We start from the raw sequence: 15,924 nt of genomic DNA, 5'->3' as shown, positions 1-15,924 counted from the left end.
GGGGGACAGGGCCATCCGGGCCCCCGGGGACGACCATGGGCAACGGGATCAGAACGGGCGTGACGGCAACGGTGCTGGGACTGGCGCTGGCGGCGTGCGGTGGCGGTGCGTCGGAGAACGATGGCTGGCAGGCGCTGGACGACGGCGGCCAGGCGCCGGGGTGGCCGCAGGGGCAGGCGCTGCAGGCCGACCAGGGCATGCTGGCCACCGCGCCGGAGGGACAGGCGCTGCAGCGGCAGGCCGCGCCGCCGCCGATGCCGCCGCCGCCCGATACCTCGCGCCTGCAGCCGGCGCAGATCGTCGACGGCAACGGCTTCGCGCAGCCGATGGTCGCTTCCGAGGTGCAGATCCCGGCCGGCTGGCAGACCGTGGGCGGCGTGAGCTGGAACGATTCGACCAACTGCATCGGCAACCAGCTGCAGGTCGCCTGGGGCGCGATCGCACCCGACAGCTTGACCGCGATCGAGATCCTGCCCGGCTTCAGCTGGCAGGTGGCCGGCACCGAGATCCAGATGAATCCCTGCCCGGCGGCGCCATACCGCTCGACCCGAGAATTCCTCGAGGCCACCTTGCAGCGCACGCGCCCCGGCGCGCGCGTGCTCGACTACCAGCGCCTGCCGGACGTCGAGCAGAAGATGGCACAGGCCGGGCAGTCGAACCCGCAGGCACAGGTGCGCCATGACGCCGGGCGCATCCTGATCGGCTACGACAAGGACGGCGTCGACATGCGCGAGATGCTGACCGCGGCGGTCACCTTCTCGCAGACGCAGGGCAACATCGTCGGCGGCACTGCCACGATCCATTCGCTGCGCGCGCCCAACGGCGGCCTCGACATGGAGCTGGGCGGGCGCGTTGCGCAGTCGATGCGGCCCAACCCGCAGTGGATGGAGGCGATGAAGCAGCGCAGCATGGCCAGCATGCAGCGCTTCCACGACGGCCAGGCCCGCAGCATCAACGACTGGCACAACCGGCAGATGGCGATCATCAACGCCCGCGGTGCCGCGGACCGCCACGCGATCCGCATGCGCACCAACCAGGAAGTGGCGGGGATCTACAGCGCCATCGCCGCCAACACCAGCGCGACCAACGACAACATCCACCGCCGGACGATGGAAGGCATCGGCGAGTACAACAGCTACGCCGGCACCGACGGCAGCACGGTGCAGTCGAGCATCCACGGTGGTAGCCGGGTGTTCCAGGGCAACAGCGATCCGAACCTCGTCTACAGCAGCAACGATCCCTATCACGATCCGGCCAACGCCACCGAGCTGGAGCGCATCCCGTGACCGGCCTGTCCCGCAGGCTGGCGCTGGCATCCGCAGTCGCGACCCTCCTGTGCCTTGCCGTCGCGCCGGCGCTCCAGGCGCAGGACAGCTTCGGTGGTTCCGGCCAGCGCCAGCCGTCCCCGCCGCCGCCGCCGCGCGCGACGCAGGCGCGGCCGGATCCCTCCATGCAGTCCGGGCAACCGCGGTTCGCGCCGCCGGCGGCATCGGGCGAAGCGCAGGACTTCGGCGTGGCGCCGACGCCGCAGCTGCGTCCGTCCGACCAGCTCGGCGGTCCGACCCCGACCGCGATCCCCGGCGGCAGGGTCATCGGCACGCAGCAGCTCGCGCAACTGCTGCAGGGCGGGCAGGGCAAGGTGTTGCTGCTGCATGCCTATGCCGGTCCCGAACATCTGCCCGGCGCGGTGGCGGTGGTGCCTGCCGCGCAGGGCGGCAGCTTCGACGACCAGGTCCAGCAGGGTTTCGGCCAGTATCTGCAGCAGGCCACCGGCGGCGACAAGTCGAAGATGCTGGTGGTCTATTGCGGCGGCACGCACTGCTGGGGCTCGTACAACGCCGCACTGCGGGCGATCGAGATGGGTTACGGCAACGTGCACTGGTATCGCGGCGGTATCGACGCCTGGCGCCAGGCCGGCTTCCCGGTGCGCAACGCGATGGACGGGCAGGGCGGCCAGGGTCGGTGAGTCGGATCGTCGCCGCGGCGGCATGCACCGCGGCGCGCCGATGAGCCGGTTGCGCGTGTCTTTGCGCCTTGCAGGAGAGTTCGGGCATCGAAGGGGGACACCATGTTCAGGGGAATCGGTCGGAGGACCATGTGCGCGGCCGCGGTGCTGCTCGCGCTGTCGGCATGCGGGTCGGCGAGTGATGCGGGCGATGGACGCGTCGCGGCAACGCAAGCGTCCGGTGCGCACGGCTCCGCGACGTCTGACACGCGCCGGCTGGTGCCGGTCGAGATTGTCGACACGTCCGGATTCGGTACGCCGATGGTGGCCTTCCGGCTGCAGGTGCCCAGAGGGTGGCAGACCGCAGGTGGCGTGCAGTGGAACGACAAGGCCGAGTGCTACTCGCACCAGGCGCGCGTGACGTGGGCGGCGGTCGCACCGGACAACGTCAGCGTGTACGAGATGTATCCGGCGTTCGTCTGGCAGGTGAAGGGCACCGAGCTGCCGGTGGATCCATGCCCGGTGGAGCCCTTCCGCTCCGCACGCGAACTGCTGGAAGCCGTCGCCATGCAGGCACGGCCCAACGCGCGGGTGCTGGACTACAGCGACTGGCCCGAGCACGCCGCCCGCGCCGAACAATCGGCGCGCCGCCACGGGCAACCGCCGCCTGCGGAGGTCGAGCAGCGCTTCGACGCGGGTCGCGTGCTGATCGGGTATGAGGCCGATGGTGTCGACATGCGTGAAGTGCTTGCCGTGGCGGTGACCTTCAACCGGGTCAAATCCAACGGCAACATTGTCGCCGGTGCCGGTCGCGTGGATGCCTACCGCGCGCCGAACGGCCAGCTCGACATGGGCTTGCTGGACCGGATCGTCGGCAGCATCGAAGAGAATCCGGAGTGGGCCGAGCCGGCGGTCAAGCGCGTGCAGGCCAACGTCAATCATTTCTACGCCGAACAGCTCAAGCAGATCCAGGCCTGGCACGCGCGGCGCATGGCCGAGATCAACGCCAAGGGGGCCGCCGACCGTGCCGCGATCTGGTCGCGCGCCACGCGCGAGGTGGCCGCGATGCGGGCACAGACCTATGCCAACACCCAGGCCACCAACGACCGCATCCATGCGCGCACCATCGATGGCATCTACGAACGCAATGCGTATGCCGGCATCCATGGCGGCACGGTCTACAGCTCGATCCACGAGGGTTCGCGCGTGTTCCAGGACAACAGCAGGACGTCGAATGTCTGGAATACCGACGATCCCCATGCACAACCATCGAATGCGACCGAGCTGGAACGGATCCGCTGAAACGAGCATCGTCGTCCAGCCCCGCAAGATGTCCCCGGCTGGCCTGCCTGCGCGAGCCGGCCTGTTTTCCGGCGATGCCGGCGACGGGCTGGCGCCGCGATGAGCCGGAATCAACCCATTCTGCGCCTCGTGAAGTGAATGGCGATGTCCGCCGGGGAGCAAGGCATGAAGACGATGATCAGGACCACGCGTGTACTGGCGGTGGCATTGGCGCTTTCCGCCTGTGGTGGCACAGGTGCAGGCACGCAGTGGCCTGACTCTGTTGGCGGTGACGGCCAGCTGGATGCGGGATCGGCATGGGCCGGGGGTGGCGATGCTGAGACGGCGCCAGTGCCAGTGCATGCCGGCACCGGCCAACTGGCACCGGTGCAGATCATGGACGAAGCCGGTTTCGGTTCGCCACGCCTTGCCTACACGGTGCAGGTGCCGGCCGGTTGGCGGATGAGCGGCGGCGTGCGCTGGGAGAATGGCGACGTCTGCAGCGGCGGATTGCAGGTCGCGTGGACGGCGACGGCGCCGGATGGAATCGCCGCGTTCCGGCTGGTGCCGGCCGCGTCCTGGCAAGTGCAGGGCACCGAGCTCCCCACCAATCCCTGTCCGGCGGCCCCGTATCGCAGCGTCCGCGCGTTCCTTGAATCCGTGGCGGCACAGTTCCGCCCGGATGCGCGCGTGCTCGACTACATGGATTGGCCCGAAGGCGTGGCCAGGATGGAGCAGGCGGCTCAAGGGGGCGGGATTCCGGATGCGGGTCAGCAACGTCGTATCGAGGCCGGGCACCTGCTGATCGGCTACACATTGGAAGGTGTTGAGATCCGCGAGGTGCTGTCGTCCGGCGTCAGCTTCTCGTCGTTCCGCGGCAACACCACCGCAGCCAGCACCGAGATCGTGGCCAACCGGGCACGCAACGGCCAGCTGGATGTCGGACTCGCCGATCGCATCGCCATGACCATCCAGCCGGACCCGCAATGGATGGCCGATGCCAGGCAGCGGGTGACGGGGACGCTCCAGCGCTACTACGCCGCGCAGCGCCAGGGCATCGACCAGTGGCACGAAGGGCGCATGGCGCAGATCAATGCGCGCGGCGAGGCGGACCGTGCCGGGATCCGTGCGCAGACCCAGCGCGAGGTGGCCGGCATCTACGCCCGGACCCACGCCAACACCGTCGCCACCAACGACGGCATGCATCGGCGCGGGCTGGAAGCGATCGGCGAATACGACACCTACGCCGGCAACGGGGGCGGCACCGTGCAGTCGAGCATCCACGGTGGCTCGCGCGTGTTCCAGGACAACGACAATCCGAACAATGCGTGGAGCACCCACGATCCGTACTACCAGCCCTCCAACGCCACCGAACTCGAGCGCATCCCGTGAATACCCTCGCGACGTGTAGGCGTCGTGCCTGGGGCGCGCGGATTGCGACGGGAGTGGCGGTGTTGCTGGCAACAACGGCCTGTGGCGGCCCGGAATCGTCGGGGAGTCTCGATGCGCGTGGCGATGTCCGCTCATGGGCCTCGCAGGAGCGGCTGGACGTCAATGCCGCCGCGGACACGCCTCACACGCCACAGCCACCGCTGGAACGCGACAGCGCCGACGGACGGATCATGGTGCATGGGCGGGGCGCCTATGCGGACCTGGTGCTGCAGCGCGTGCGGGGGGTTCCGCCGCCGGACTGGAAGGGCGAGATCCGCGTGGCGGCGAACTGCATGCGATCGTCCTGCCTGCATTGGATTTTCGTGTCCGCCGATGGTCGCAGCCGGCGGGAACGCTTGCCGACGGAGCGGATCGCGGCAACCGACGACATCCCGCGCATCCGCAGCGGCGGGATGGAAGCCGTCACTCGTCGTCACGCAGAAGCCCTCGTGCGTTCACGCTATGCCGACCAAGAGGCGCTGGTGCTGGAGCAGGCTGCGAAGCGCAGTCCTTACGATGCGCAGAACATGGACATCGTGCATTTCCGCTTCGCCCAGGGTGAGGACGCGATGCGTGGACGCATGTACATCGGCATGGAATATGTCGAAACCGGTGGGCCATGGCTTGGGATGGATCCTGCGGAGGCGGCGCCCAGCGCATGGTTCGATGCCGACGTCGCGGTGACCACGGCCCCGGCCGCGGTCTACGACGAGGTCGAGCATGCGCTCCTCATGCACCCGATCCATCTCGCTCCGCTGCCGGAGGATGGCGAACTGCATGCCTGCCTGGCGCAGGCCAACCACAAGCGGATGCAGCAATACATCGGCGCCGACCGCGACGCCGACATCGCCGCCAGGCGCTGCCGTCGCGAGCACGAAGCACGTGCGGAAGCATTTGCACTGGCGGCGGCATGGACGTCGTCGCCACCGGGTTCGCGCTGACATGGGCGCTGGCTTGGGTTGACAGGGCCGACAATGTGCGACGCAGTGCACATGATCGCTGCCGCTCGCTGGGATCAAACGCAAGCGCGATCTGCATCCCGTGGGGAGATGCGCAGCGAGACCTGGCTGTTGCGGGGTCTTTCCAGCATTCCCGGTGAACTGATCCTTGCGCGCGAGGTGTTGTGCTTCGAGGCCCACGGCATCGGCAGTACATGGCCGTGGCAACTGCGAAGGATCGAACACGCATTGCGTTTGCCGGGATTGGCTGCGGCGATCGACCGCAGTGATCGTTGTCACGTGTTCGCGTGGCCGTGCAGCGACGTGCAGGCATGGATCCCGTGGCACTACTTCGGTGGCGGCATCCGCTTGCGTCATGCCGGTCCGGGGGGGCGTGGGCAACCCTGCGGCAGGGGTGCGGCAACGCCGGGATCCGCATGTCGAAGATGGCGCCGGGGACGGCGCCTGGTCCTGCGGCCATGGACGCCTCGATGCGACGATCCCGCCCGGGCGACGACGTTCAGTTCACCCAGGGGCGCGCGAGCGACAGTTTGACCTGCTCCACGCCCGGCAGTGAACGCAGCGTGGACGGCAGGTCGGCGGCGACACGCACGCCATGGCTGCCGTTGACGTCGAGCTTGCCCGCGGCGCCGGTGGGCAGCAGCAGGTCGTAGCGCAGTGGCGTCTTCCCGGGGCGGTGTTGCGCGAACAAGGATTCCACGCGCTCCAGCGAGCCGGGCACGCGCAGGTCGAGCTTCAGCGCCAGGCCCTGCGCGTGCTGCTGGCAGACCTGCTCGAAATCCCAGCAGCGGCGCGCGCGTAGCGAGAAGCCGCCGCTGAACTCGTCCTCGCGCAGGCCGCCCTCGATGACGAGGATGCGGTCGCGCGTGAGCAGGGCGGCGTTGGCGAAGTATTCCTCGGCGAAGAAGGCGCATTCGAGCCGCCCGCGCCCGTCCTCGATCTGCACGAAGGCCTGCGAATCGCCGCGCTTGCGCATCGCCAGCACCTGGCCGGCGACGACCACGGTGGTTTCCGGGCGCCAGCTGCGGCCCTTCTCCTCGGGGCGGCTGGCCCAGAGCGCGTCGAGCTGGCCGAGGTCGTGGCCGACCAGCGCCTTGAGTTCCTCGCGGTAGGGATCGAGCGGATGGCCGCTGAGGTAGTGGCCGAGGGTGTCGCGCTCGCCGTCGAGTTTCTGCTTGAGCGGCCACTCGTCGCAGGTCGGCAGCTCGATGTGGATGTCGGGTGCGCCGCCACCGCCGAACATGTCGAACATGCCGGCGGCGAGGTTCTTCGCGATCTGGTCGGTGGCCTTGAGCACTTCCGGCAGCTGCAGCATCAGCGAGGCGCGGTTGGACGCGAAGGCGTCGAGCGCGCCGGCGTGGATCAGCGCCTCCAGCGTGCGCCGGTTGAGCTTGCCCGAATCCACGCGCTTGCAGAAGTCGTAGAGGTCGGCGTAGCCCTCGCCGCGCGCCTCGATGATCGCCTCGCAGGCGCCGCGCCCGACGCCCTTCACCGCGCCCAGGCCGTAGCGGATCGTGCGGGCGTCGATCGCCTCGAACATGTAGTTCGACGCGTTCGCGTCTGGCGGCAGCACGGTCAGGCCCATCGCCTTGGCCTCGTCGAGGAAGCCGACCACCTTGTCGGTGTTGTCCATGTCGCTGGACATCACCGCGGCCATGAACTCGGCCGGGTGGTGCACCTTCAGCCACGCCGTCTGGTAGGCGACCAGCGCATAGGCGGCCGAGTGCGACTTGTTGAAGCCGTACTCGGCGAACTTCTCCATCAGGTCGAAGATCTGGGTCGCGGTGCGCGCGTCGACGCCGTTGGCGGCCGCGCCGGACTCGAACTTGGCGCGCTCCTTGGCCATCTCCTCGGGCTTCTTCTTACCCATCGCGCGGCGCAGCAGGTCGGCGCCGCCCAGCGAGTAGCCGGCCAGCACCTGGGCGATCTGCATCACCTGTTCCTGGTACACAATCACGCCGTAGGTCGGCGAGAGCGCCTGCTCCAGCGCCGGATGCGGGTAGCTGACGTCCTCGATCCCGTGCTTGCGGTCGCACCACTGCCGGTCCATCCCGCTGCCCAGCGGGCCGGGGCGGAACAGCGCGGCCAGCGCGATGATGTCCTCGAACGTATCTGGTTTCGCGCGCTTGAGCAGCTCGCGCATGCCGCGCGATTCGAACTGGAACACCGCGACCGTGTCGCCGCGTGCGAACAGTTCGTAGCTCGGCTTGTCGTCGAGCGGCAGCGCCGAGATGTCGAGCGGCGCCTCGCCCTTCGACGCGCGACGTTCGTTGATCGCCTTCACCGCCCAGTCGATGATCGTCAGCGTCCTCAGGCCGAGGAAGTCGAACTTCACCAGGCCGACCGCTTCCACGTCGTCCTTGTCGAACTGGGTGACCGGGTTGCGGCCGCGGCCGTCGGCATCGTGTTCGGCGAACAGCGGGCAGAAGTCCGACAGCGGCGAGGGCGCGATCACCACGCCGCCGGCGTGCTTGCCGGCGTTGCGGGTGAGGTCCTCGAGCTGCAGCGCGAGGTCGACGAGGTCGCGCACGTCGTCCTCTTCCTCGTAGCGCTGCCTGAACTCGGCGACGACGTAGCCGTCGTCCTTCTGCGCGCGCTTGCTGCGCCCGATCGCGTCCTCCAGCGACAGCGGATCGGCCGGCTGCAGCGGGATCAGCTTCGACAGGCCGTCGACGAAGCCGTAGGGGAAGCCGAGCACGCGGCCGGCGTCGCGCAGCACCGCCTTGGCCGCCATCGTGCCGTAGGTGATGATCTGGCTGACGCGGTCGCGGCCGTACTTGCCGGCGACGTAGTCGATCACCTCGTCGCGGCGGTCCATGCAGAAGTCGATGTCGAAGTCCGGCATCGACACGCGTTCGGGATTGAGGAAGCGTTCGAACAGCAGGTCGTAGGGCAGCGGGTCGAGGTCGGTGATGCCCAGCGCCCAGGCGACCAGCGAGCCGGCGCCCGAGCCGCGGCCCGGTCCCACCGGGATGCCGTGGTCCTTGGCCCAGTTGATGAAGTCCGCGACGATCAGGAAGTAGCCGGGGAAGCCCATCGAGACGATGACGTCGAGCTCGCGCTCCAGCCGCTCGTCATAGCTTTCGCGCGTGTGGCCGGGCGCCAGCGGGTGCTTGTCCAGCCGCCGCGCGAGGCCGTCGCGCGCTTCCTTGCGGATCCAGCTGTCCAGCGTCTCGTCGGACGGCACCGGGAACGCCGGCAGGTAGTAGGTGCCCAGGCGCAGTTCGAGGTTGCAGCGCTGCGCCAGCGCGACGGTGTTGTCGATCGCGTCGGGCACGTCGGCGAACAGCGCCGCCATTTCCTCGCTGGACTTGAGGTACTGCCCGGGCGAATAGTCCTTCGGACGCTTGGGGTCGTCGAGCACGCGGCCCGAGGCGATGCACACGCGCGCCTCGTGCGCCTCGAAGCCGTCGGCGTCTAGGAAGCGCACCTCGTTGCTGGCGACCACCGGGATGCCGCGCGCGCTCGAGGCCTGCAGCGCGAAGCCGTTGAACGTGTCCTCGCCGTCGAGCCCGCAGCGGGTGAGTTCGAGGAAGCAGCGCTCGCCGTAGGCGCGCTGCAGGTCGCCCAGCCAGGCCGTCGCGAGGTCGTCGCGGCCGCTGGCGAACAGCTGGCCGGCGCGGCTGTGGCGGCCGGCGATGGCGAACAGGCCGGCGGCATCCTCGCCCAGCCAGTCGGGGCGGACCACCACGCCGTCGTGGCGATGGCCCTGCATCCACGCCCGCGTGAGCAGACGCGACAGGCTCAGGTAGCCCTCGCGGTCGCGGCACAGCAGGGTCAGCGGCCAGGCCGGGTCGCCGCCGTCGGCGACCATCACGTCGGCGCCGGCGATCGGCTTGATCCCGGCGCCCTCGGCCGCCCGGTAGAACTTCACCAGCGAAAACAGGTTGTTGCGGTCTGTGATCGCGACCGAGGGCTGGCCGTGCTCGGCGCAGCGCTTCACGAGATCCGGGATGCGGATCGTCGAGTCGGCCAGCGAGTACTCGCTGTGGACGTGGAGATGGACGAAACGGGAGGACATCGTGGCCGGTGCAGGCGGGCAGGCGCAGGGTAGGTGGCGGGGGCGGTGCGGACAAGGCTTGACATGGCCGCATCGGCGGAACGGCAGGACATCGCTTCGTGCCGGGGCGGGAAGCGGAGGGCCGGTCCCCCACCCTAACCCTCCCCCGCAGGCGGGGGAGGGGGCCAACAGCCGCGGCATCCTGCTCCCTCCCCCGCCTGCGGGGGAGGGCTGGGGCGGGGGACCGCCGATCGCGACACTCCCCCCGCAGCCCATCCGCCCTCCCGCCGAAACCACCGATGCCCCGGTACCGCGCGAGTCCGGTTTGCCTTCGCCCCCCGTTGCCGGCACTCTTGATAGCGCTACCACACCGCATCGACGGCCGGACGCCCCCGCAGACGGGGCGCGGCGCCACGGGGAGAGACATGGGCAACGACCAGGCCACGGCGCAGCCGGGCGGACCACGTGCGGCCGGCGCGATCCTGCCGTTGCGCGAGAAGGCCGGCTACGGCCTCGGCGACTTCGGCTTCAACCTGTACTGGGCCAACATCTCGGCCTTCCTGCTGATCTTCTACACCGACGTCATGGGGTTGGCCGCGGCCGCGGTCGGCACCATGATCCTGGTGACCCGGCTGGTGGACGCGGTGACCGACCCGCTGATGGGCGCGCTCGCCGACCGCACGCGCACGCGCTGGGGTCGCTTCCGCCCCTACCTGCTGTTCGGCGCGCTGCCGCTGGCGCTGACCGGCGTGCTCACCTGGACCGTGCCCGACCTCGATCCCGGCGGCAAGCTGCTCTGGGCCTATGCCACCTTCACCCTGATGATGCTGGCCTACACCGTGCTGTCGATGCCGTACTCCGCGCTCTCGGGCGTGATGACCGCCGACAGCCAGCAGCGCACCACCCTGATCAGCTTCCGCTTCATCGCCGCCTTCGCCGGCACCACCCTGGTCAACTGGCTGACGCTGGACCTGGTGCAATGGCTCGGGCGCGGCGACGAGGCGCTGGGCTGGCAGCTCACGCTGGCGCTGTACGGCGTGATCGCGACCGCGACCTTCGCCACCGTGTTCCTGACCACGCGCGAGCGCATCGCGCCGCCGCCGCAGCAGCGCACGGCGGTGAAGCAGGACCTGCTCGACCTGCTGCACAACAAGCCGTGGCTGGTGCTGTTCGTGCTGGCGCTGGTGATCATGGTGACGATCGTGATGCGCAGCGGCTCGCTGGTGTACTTCCTGAAGTACCACGTCGGCCGGCCGGAGCTGACCGGCACCTTCCTGGGCATGTACTCGGTCGCGCTGGCGGTGGGCGCGGCGCTGACGCCGGTGATGACGCGCTACGTCGACAAGCGCCGGCTGCTGATGTGGCTGATGGCCGGCGTCGGCGTGCTCAGCTGCGCGATGTACTTCGTGCCGCCCGACGCGATCTGGGCGCTGTTCGCGCTCAATACCGCGATCGGCCTGCTGCTGGGGCCGAAGTCGCCGCTGGCCTTCTCGATGTACGCCGACTGCGCCGACTACACCGAATGGAAGACCGGGCGCCGCGCCACCGCGATGACCTTCTCGGCCGCAACCTTCTCGCAGAAGCTCGGCGGCGCGCTCGCCGCGGCGGCGATCGCCTGGGTGCTGGCGGCGATGGGTTATGTCGCCAACGAGGCGCAGTCGGATGCCTCGCGGCAGGGCATCGCGCTGCTGTTGACCGTGATTCCCGGCGTGGTCGCGCTGCTCGCGGCCTGGCTGATGCGCTTCTATCCGCTGGACGACGCGGCGCTGGAACGGGTGCAGGCGGAGCTGCAGGCGCGGCGGGACGCGGCGGCATGAGCGAAGCGCCCTGCGCATTCGAGCAAGGCGGCCGGCGCTGCGTCCTGCACAGCCCGACGGCGATGCCGCAGGCCTCCACCTTCCTGTGGAACCGGCGCATGCTGCTGCAGCTCAACTGCCGCGGCTATGCCACCGCGCAGTTCATGCAGCCCGAGCCGGCGAAGTACGCGCACGCGCCGGCACTGGAGGCGAAGACCTTCATGCAGCCGGAGCAGCCGTACTACGCGCATCACCCCGGCCGCTTCTGCTACGTGAAGGACGAGGACAGCGGCGGGCTGTTCTCGGCGCCGCATGCGCCGGTGAAGCGGGCGCCGGACGGGTTCGCGTTCTCGGTCGGGCAGGGCGACGTGGCGTGGACCGTGCGCTGCGACGGAATCGAGGTGGAACTGGGCGTCGCGCTGCCGGTCGACGACGTCGCCGAGCTGTGGACGCTGCGCGTGCGCAACCTCTCCGGCCGTGCGCGCAGGATCAGCCTGTATCCGTACTTCCCGGTCGGCTACATGTCGTGGATGCACCAGTGCGGCGGCTACCGCGCCGACCTCGGCGGCATCGTCTGCAGCAGCGTCACTCCGTACCAGAAGGTCGAGGACTATTTCCGCAATCGCGACTTCAAGGACCGCACGGTGCTGCTGCACGAGCGCGCGCCCGACGCGTGGGAGGCGAACCAGGCGGCGTTCGAAGGCGAGGGCGGGCTCAACGCGCCTTCCGCGATTGTCGGCGCGCAATCGCTGGCCAGGGGCGACGCGCTGTACGAGACGCCGACGGCGGCCCTGCAGTACCGCGTCGCGCTGGTGCCGGACGAGGCGCAGGACTACCGCTTCCTGTTCGCGCCGGCGCGCGACGACGCGGACATCGCGGCGCTGCGCGAACGCCACCTCTCCGCGCACGGCTTCGCCGACGCCACCGCGCGCTACGCGGCCTATCTCGACGAAGGCCGCGGCTGCCTGCGCATCGAGACGCCGGACCCGTGGCTGGACGATTTCGCCAACCACTGGCTGCCGCGGCAGGTCTACTACCACGGCGATGCCAACCGACTGACCACCGATCCGCAGACGCGCAACTACCTGCAGGACCATATGGGCATGGCCTACCTGCGGCCGGCCACGGCGCGCGCGGCCTTCCTGCACGCGCTGTCGCAGCAGGAACCGAGCGGCGCGATGCCCGACGGCATCCTGCTGGTCGAAGGCGCCGAGCTGAAGTACATCAACCAGGTGCCGCATACCGACCATTGCGTTTGGCTGCCAGTGTTCCTCGACGCCTACCTGGACGAGACCGGAGACGATGCGCTGCTGGACGAAGCGGTGGTCGATCGCGAAGGCCGCGCCGCCAGCGTCGCCGAGCGCATCGACCGCGCGATGCAGTGGCTGCTCGACCAGCGTGACGACCGCGGACTCAGCTACATCGCCCAGGGCGACTGGTGCGACCCGATGAACATGGTCGGCTGGAAGGGACGCGGCGTCTCCGGCTGGCTGTCGCTGGCCAGCGCGCACGCGTTGGCGCTGTGGGCCGGCATCTGCGCGCGGCACGGGCGCGACGCGCAGGGCGCCGCGTTCCGAGCAGGCGCCGACGCCTTCAATGCCGCCGTGAACCGGCACCTGTGGGACGGCGACTGGTACGCCCGCGGCATCACCGACGACGGCGTGGCCTTCGGCGTGCGCGCCGACGACGAGGGCCGCATCTACCTCAACCCGCAAGCCTGGGCGATGCTCGGTGGCGCCGCCGACGAGGCGCGGCGCGGGCGCCTGCTCGCCGCGGTCGAGGCGGAGCTGGTGTCGCCCTGGGGCGTGGCGATGCTCGGCCCGCCGTACACCGGCATGCGCGAGGACGTCGGTCGGTTGACGCAGAAGTTCCCGGGCTCGGCGGAGAACGGCGCGGTCTACAACCATGCCGCCGTGTTCTGGCTGCACGCGCTGTACGCCGTGGGCGAGTCCGACCGCGCCTGGCGCACGCTGCGCGCGATGCTGTCGGGCCCCGATGCCGACGACTGCCTGCAGCGCGGCCAGCTGCCGGTGTTCGTGCCCAACTACTATCGCGGCGCCTGGCGGCTGCACCCGCGCACCGCCGGCCGTTCCAGCCAACTATTCAACACCGGCACCGCGGCCTGGCTGTACCGCTGCCTGGTCGAATCGCTGTTCGGCCTGCGCGGCGACGGCGACGGCCTGCGCATCGCGCCGAAGCTGCCCTCGCACTGGCCGCGCGCGCGCGCGCGGCGGCGGTTCCGCGGCGCCGAGTTCGACGTGGAGATCGAACGCATGCAGGGCCTTGCGCAAACGGTCTTGATCGTGGACGGGCAGCGGCTCGACGGCGACCGCATCGCGCACGTCCGCGCCGGGCATCGCTACGTGGTACGCGTGGAGCTGCCGGCATGAGCCGCGACGTGCGCGTGGCCGTGGTGATGGGCGTGTCGGGCAGCGGCAAGACCACGCTGGCGCGCGCGCTGGCCGGCGCCTGGCCGGCGACCTTCCTCGATGCCGACGACTTCCACAGCGACGAAGCGAAGGCGCGCATGGCCAGTGGCCAGCCGCTGACCGACGACATGCGCCGCCCCTGGGTGGAGCGCATTGCCGTCGAACTGCAGTGCCGCGTCACCGTCGGCGAGCGCGTGGCCCTGGCCTTCTCCGGCCTGCGCCGGGCGCACCGCGACATGCTGCGCGAGGCCGGCCTGCCGCTGCGCTTCCTGTTCCTGCAGGGCGGTCGCGACCTGATCGCCGCGCGCATGCGCGCGCGCAGCGGCCACTACATGCCCGTCTCGCTGCTCGACAGCCAGTTCGAAGCACTGGAGTCCCCGCGCGGCGAAACCGACGTGCGCGCCATCGCCATCGACGTGCCGCCGGCGCGCATCCTCGAACAGGCGCTGTCCGCACTTGAATAGTCCACCGCCCTCTTGCAGGGGCAGGCTTCGTGTGATGGTCCATTCCGTGGTGCAGCGATGCCGAAGATGTCGTCTTCTTCCACGAGATCAACTCGTTCATCGACGACGAGTTGATCCACGAGTACCTGCCCAACCTCGGCACCCGCGTCATCCAGGTGCTCGGCGGGATCGGCGTGCTCATCCTTACCCTGTGGATCATGATCCAGGGCTACCGCATCGTGACCGGGACGTCGCGCGAGTCGATGATGGCGCTGGTGGTCGGCGCGCTCCGGGCCACCTTCATCGTCGGCATCGCGCTCGGGCTCGGCGCATCCTTCGGCTCGATCTACGGCGCCGTGACCGACGGGCTGTCGAGCACGATCAACGAGACCATGACCGGTGACGCGGACGGAGAGGGTGCATACGAGAACATCGACCGCACGCTGGCCATCCTGCAGGCGGCGCTGGTCGTGGTCGATTCGGTGGACAGCACCCATGACGAGGAAACCCGGGAGCAGAAGGACCGCACGCTTGCATTGATCACGGCCGGCCTCGGGCTGCCGGCGATCACGGCGGCGGCCGCGATCATGCTGAACAAGTTCGCGATCGGGCTGGTGCTGGCGCTGGGGCCGCTGTTCATCCTGTGCCTGCTGTTCGAGCAGACCAGGCCGTTGTTCCACAAGTGGCTGCTCTACGGCATGGGCGCGATCTTCTCGATGGCGGTACTGACCGTGACGGTCACCCTGGCGCTGGACATGGTGATCGCCGTGGGCATGGCGTTCTGGGTGAGCAGCATGATTCCGGGGGTCGGCATGCCGGGCAGCGAGAACGTGACCAGCATGGCGATGCAGCAGGGCGGGCTGGGCCTGATCCTGACCACGCTGATCGTGAGCGCACCACCGATCGCGGCGATGCTGTTCCAGGGCACCCTGGGCCAGTTCAGCCCGTACAACGCGTTCCAGCCGCAGCCGCAGCAGGGCTCGCCCGGCAATCCGGGTGGGACGATGGGCAGTCATCTGGCCCCGGCTCCGGCAGGTCCAGCCCAGACCGCCGCCGGCATGTCACCTCACGGCAATCGCGGAGCCGGCTGGACATAGTCGAGGCGCAATCGCGAGGCAAGGAATCGACGGCAATCTTCCTGGTGGTTGAAGAACCGGAGTCACCAAGAATCCCGGCGTGGTTCGAGAAACGGCGTTCCGAAAGTTCCCTTGGGTATCGTTCTTGGGCGGGGATTTCCCGCTGCGCTCGAAATGACCGCGGTTCGGTGTTGCTTCAGGCGTCGTCGGCGCGAAACGCGTCACGGATCCAGCGCAGTTGCGGAGCGGCGGGATCCCCGGAGGCGTCGACCACGTCGAACCGGCACGGCGCGTCGCGGTGTTCGCGGTGCATGGCCAGGAACTGCTGCGCGGCCAGCACCAGCCGGCGGCGCTTGCCTGCGTCCACCGACGCCGCGCCGCCGCCGAAGCGCGCGCTGCGGCGATAGCGCACCTCGACGAAGACCACGGTGTCGTCGTCGAGCATCACCAGGTCCAGTTCGCCGAAGCGCGCGGCGGCATTGGCCGCGAGCATGCGCAGCCCGGCACCGAGCAGATGTTCGCGCGCGGCGGCTTCGACCCCGGCGCCGCGGCTGCGCATCGCCG

Annotated in this window: 11 protein-coding genes; 9 read left to right on the top strand and 2 right to left on the bottom strand. The window is 69.6% G+C overall.

Translation table 11 applies throughout. The annotated features are described in order from the left end of the window. Positions 1 to 59: 59 nt before the first annotated feature. The 5 genes from FQY83_RS16655 (at position 60) to FQY83_RS16635 (ending at position 5,598) form a co-directional block, all read left to right on the top strand. On the top strand, positions 60 to 1,286 hold the full coding sequence (locus FQY83_RS16655; protein ID WP_146389221.1) for a hypothetical protein: 1,227 nt from the start codon (positions 60 to 62) through the stop codon (positions 1,284 to 1,286). Further along, entirely contained in the window at positions 1,283 to 1,966 is a 684-nt protein-coding gene (locus FQY83_RS16650) for a rhodanese-like domain-containing protein (protein WP_146389219.1), read from the top strand. Before FQY83_RS16655 ends, FQY83_RS16650 begins: the two co-directional genes overlap by 4 nt. A gap of 144 nt (positions 1,967 to 2,110) precedes the next feature. Further along, positions 2,111 to 3,247: a hypothetical protein gene (locus FQY83_RS16645; protein ID WP_146389217.1), complete on the top strand. Its 1,137-nt coding sequence runs from the start codon at positions 2,111 to 2,113 to the stop codon at positions 3,245 to 3,247. Between the two features lie 165 nt (positions 3,248 to 3,412). Beyond that, positions 3,413 to 4,618 (top strand): hypothetical protein, encoded by a 1,206-nt coding sequence (locus FQY83_RS16640; protein ID WP_146389215.1) that lies wholly within the window; start codon positions 3,413 to 3,415, stop codon positions 4,616 to 4,618. A 53-nt stretch (positions 4,619 to 4,671) separates the two neighbouring features. After that, positions 4,672 to 5,598, top strand: coding sequence for a hypothetical protein (locus tag FQY83_RS16635; RefSeq protein WP_146389213.1), 927 nt, complete (start codon positions 4,672 to 4,674; stop codon positions 5,596 to 5,598). Positions 5,599 to 6,115: 517 nt separating this feature from the next. Here the strand turns inward: FQY83_RS16635 and dnaE are convergent. Beyond that, positions 6,116 to 9,637: a DNA polymerase III subunit alpha gene (dnaE, locus tag FQY83_RS16630; RefSeq protein WP_146389211.1), complete on the bottom strand. Its 3,522-nt coding sequence runs from the start codon at positions 9,635 to 9,637 to the stop codon at positions 6,116 to 6,118. A gap of 404 nt (positions 9,638 to 10,041) precedes the next feature. On the opposite strand from dnaE, the gene FQY83_RS18000 reads away from it, so the two are divergent. From FQY83_RS18000 to FQY83_RS16610, 4 genes are all read left to right on the top strand, one after another. Further along, the gene (locus FQY83_RS18000; protein ID WP_146389208.1) at positions 10,042 to 11,433 is read left to right on the top strand and encodes an MFS transporter; all 1,392 of its coding nucleotides are present in this window, start codon (positions 10,042 to 10,044) and stop codon (positions 11,431 to 11,433) included. Then, positions 11,430 to 13,802 carry a GH36-type glycosyl hydrolase domain-containing protein gene (locus FQY83_RS17995; protein WP_146389206.1) on the top strand — a complete coding sequence of 791 codons (2,373 nt, stop codon included), beginning with the start codon at positions 11,430 to 11,432 and terminating at the stop codon, positions 13,800 to 13,802. The genes FQY83_RS18000 and FQY83_RS17995 overlap by 4 nt, the downstream gene beginning before the upstream one ends. Further along, on the top strand, positions 13,799 to 14,305 hold the full coding sequence (locus FQY83_RS16615; protein WP_146389204.1) for a gluconokinase: 507 nt from the start codon (positions 13,799 to 13,801) through the stop codon (positions 14,303 to 14,305). Before FQY83_RS17995 ends, FQY83_RS16615 begins: the two co-directional genes overlap by 4 nt. Positions 14,306 to 14,415: 110 nt before the next feature. Further along, on the top strand, positions 14,416 to 15,381 hold the full coding sequence (locus FQY83_RS16610) for a TrbL/VirB6 family protein (RefSeq protein WP_146389202.1): 966 nt from the start codon (positions 14,416 to 14,418) through the stop codon (positions 15,379 to 15,381). 175 nt (positions 15,382 to 15,556) lie between these two features. On the opposite strand, the gene FQY83_RS16605 is transcribed toward FQY83_RS16610, so the two are convergent. Beyond that, positions 15,557 to 15,919, bottom strand: coding sequence for a YraN family protein (locus tag FQY83_RS16605; protein WP_146389200.1), 363 nt, complete (start codon positions 15,917 to 15,919; stop codon positions 15,557 to 15,559). Between the last annotated feature and the right edge of the window lie 5 nt (positions 15,920 to 15,924).

This window comes from Luteimonas marina, from assembly GCF_007859325.1.
Taxonomy (GTDB): Bacteria; Pseudomonadota; Gammaproteobacteria; order Xanthomonadales; family Xanthomonadaceae; genus Luteimonas; species Luteimonas marina.
This window is presented reverse-complemented; position numbering and strand designations above follow the sequence as displayed.